Source organism: Sulfuricurvum sp. RIFOXYD12_FULL_44_77, from assembly GCF_001830725.1.
GTDB classification, from domain to species: domain Bacteria; phylum Campylobacterota; class Campylobacteria; order Campylobacterales; family Sulfurimonadaceae; genus Sulfuricurvum; species Sulfuricurvum kujiense_A.
In genome coordinates, this window is sequence record NZ_MIBU01000110.1 from 1 (window position 1) to 2106 (window position 2106).

The 2106-nt window shown below is 43.9% G+C and carries 2 protein-coding genes; both read left to right on the forward strand.

Features of this window, described 5'->3' with window-relative positions:
- Window positions 1-1523: protein-disulfide reductase DsbD (gene dsbD / locus A2517_RS04735; RefSeq protein WP_294894657.1), on the forward strand; the 1523-nt coding region annotated here is incomplete at its 5' end.
- On the forward strand, window positions 1520-1903 hold the full coding sequence (locus A2517_RS04740) for a thioredoxin family protein (protein WP_294894660.1): 384 nt from the start codon (window positions 1520-1522) through the stop codon (window positions 1901-1903). The genes dsbD and A2517_RS04740, both read left to right, overlap by 4 nt.
- The last annotated feature ends 203 nt before the right edge of the window (window positions 1904-2106 follow it).

The window sequence follows — 2106 nt, forward strand, 5'->3', positions numbered from 1 at the left end:
GTACAGATGTCAGCGGTGAACAAAGTATCGGTGTAAAACTCTCCTATCAGGGGTGCTCATCTGCAGGATTATGTTATGAACCCATCGAAACCGTACTAAAGATTACCATTGATGCGACTAAACTGACCGAAGGGAGTTCTTCAAACAGTTCTATTTTAAAAGCTCCGGCGGTTGAGACGACAAAGATGGAAGTGAGTGTTCCTAAAGAGGAAGTCAAAGCCTCTGAGACAGATCAGATTGCAAACGTGATTCAGGGGGGGAGCCTCTGGTTTATTATTTTGAGTTTTTTTGGATTTGGTTTATTGTTGGCATTGACCCCATGTGTATTCCCTATGATTCCGATTATCTCTTCGGTTATTGTCGCACAAGGGGCAGGGTTAGGGACTAAAAAAGCATTCTGGCTCTCGGTTGTGTATGTCCTCTCAATGGCGGTTGCGTATACAATAGCAGGTATTTTGGCAGGACTTTTCGGTGCGAACCTTCAGGCCGCATTTCAGACCCCTTGGATTATAACCCTTTTCTCCCTAGTATTTGTCGCACTAGCGATGTCGATGTTTGATCTGTTTGAACTTCAAATCCCTAATGCTATCCAATCGCGCATTACACAACTCAGCGGCAAACGCAGCGGGATCGTCGGTGTGGCCATTATGGGATTCCTCTCTGCCCTTATCGTCGGACCGTGTGTTGCGGCACCGTTGGCAGGAGCATTAATTTATATCGGTCAAACGGGGGATGCGCTTCTTGGCGGTGTTGCCCTTTTTGCCCTCAGTATCGGAATGGGTATCCCGCTGGTAGCAGTGGGAACAAGTGCCGGTAAATTTATGCCTCGTCCCGGAGTTTGGATGGACAGTGTCAAATCGATCTTTGGGGTTATGCTCATCGGTGTATCGATTTGGATGATCAGCCGTATCATCGATGAAAATATTTCTATGATGCTTTGGGGTGCTTTGGCTGTTTTTGTTGCGATTAACATTGGTGCACTTGAACCGATTAGCGGTAATTGTATCCGATGCCCTCAAGCCAACAAAAAAGCATTGGGGATTATTATTTTACTCTACGGTATGTCTTTGTTGCTTGGGGGTATGAGCGGCGCAAAAGATCCCCTTCATCCGCTCGATCCGTTTTTACCGAATAAAGAACTAGCGGTATCTGTGGCGCAAAATCAACACAAAACATTTGAACGCATCACCTCAATCGAAGAGTTGGAGGCTATTTTGGTCGAAAACAAAGGTAAAAAAGTGATGGTAGATTTTTATGCCGACTGGTGCACCGCGTGTAAAGAACTTGAAGAGAAAACCTTTAGCGATGAGCGTGTCAAAACGGCAATGGACAGCTATGTTTTGGTTCAAGTTGATTTGACCGCTAACGATGATGCGGCAAAAGCGATCAGTTCTAAATACGGTATATTCGGGCCTCCTGCAATTTTGTTTTTTGACGAGAATAGCAGACGTATCAATAGTGCCGATATCGTCGGATTTAAAGAACCGCAAGAGTTTCTAAAACATTTAGGAGAGATCAAATGAGTAAAATTATTTTAGCATTGGCTGTAATGGCAAGTTGTGCCTTTGCGGAACTTAAATGGGCAGTGTCGTATGACGCCGCACTCGCTCAAGCGGCAAAAGAGAAGAAAAAGGTGATGGTAATGCTCTCCAAAGAGAATTGTCCGGCTTGTGAGTATATGAATGATGTCGTATTTGAAGAAAATGCGGTAGCCAATGAAATTCATAAGAGCTTTGTTCCCGTTCATATCGATATCCACAAAGATTTTATCCCTGAGGGATTAGGGTATATCGGAACACCGACATTCCATTTTTTGGATGCAAAAGGGAAAAAAATAGGGCGTCATGACGGCGGAGCGAATATCCCCACTTTTATGGGTATTTTGGGAAAATATAAAAAGTAGAGTCCTGCGTAGTGTAGAACAATAATTGAATACCTTTATAAAAAAGGCTCTCAATGTCCCATTTGCCGGAAGCTCTAAAAGTGGGTGTAGACTCCATCGACCAACGTCATGAAGAGTTCTATGTGTTGTACGACACACTCAAAAATGCGACGGATAGTGAGTTTTTAGAAGCTTTTGATGCGGTTGTTCTTCATACTCAGGGA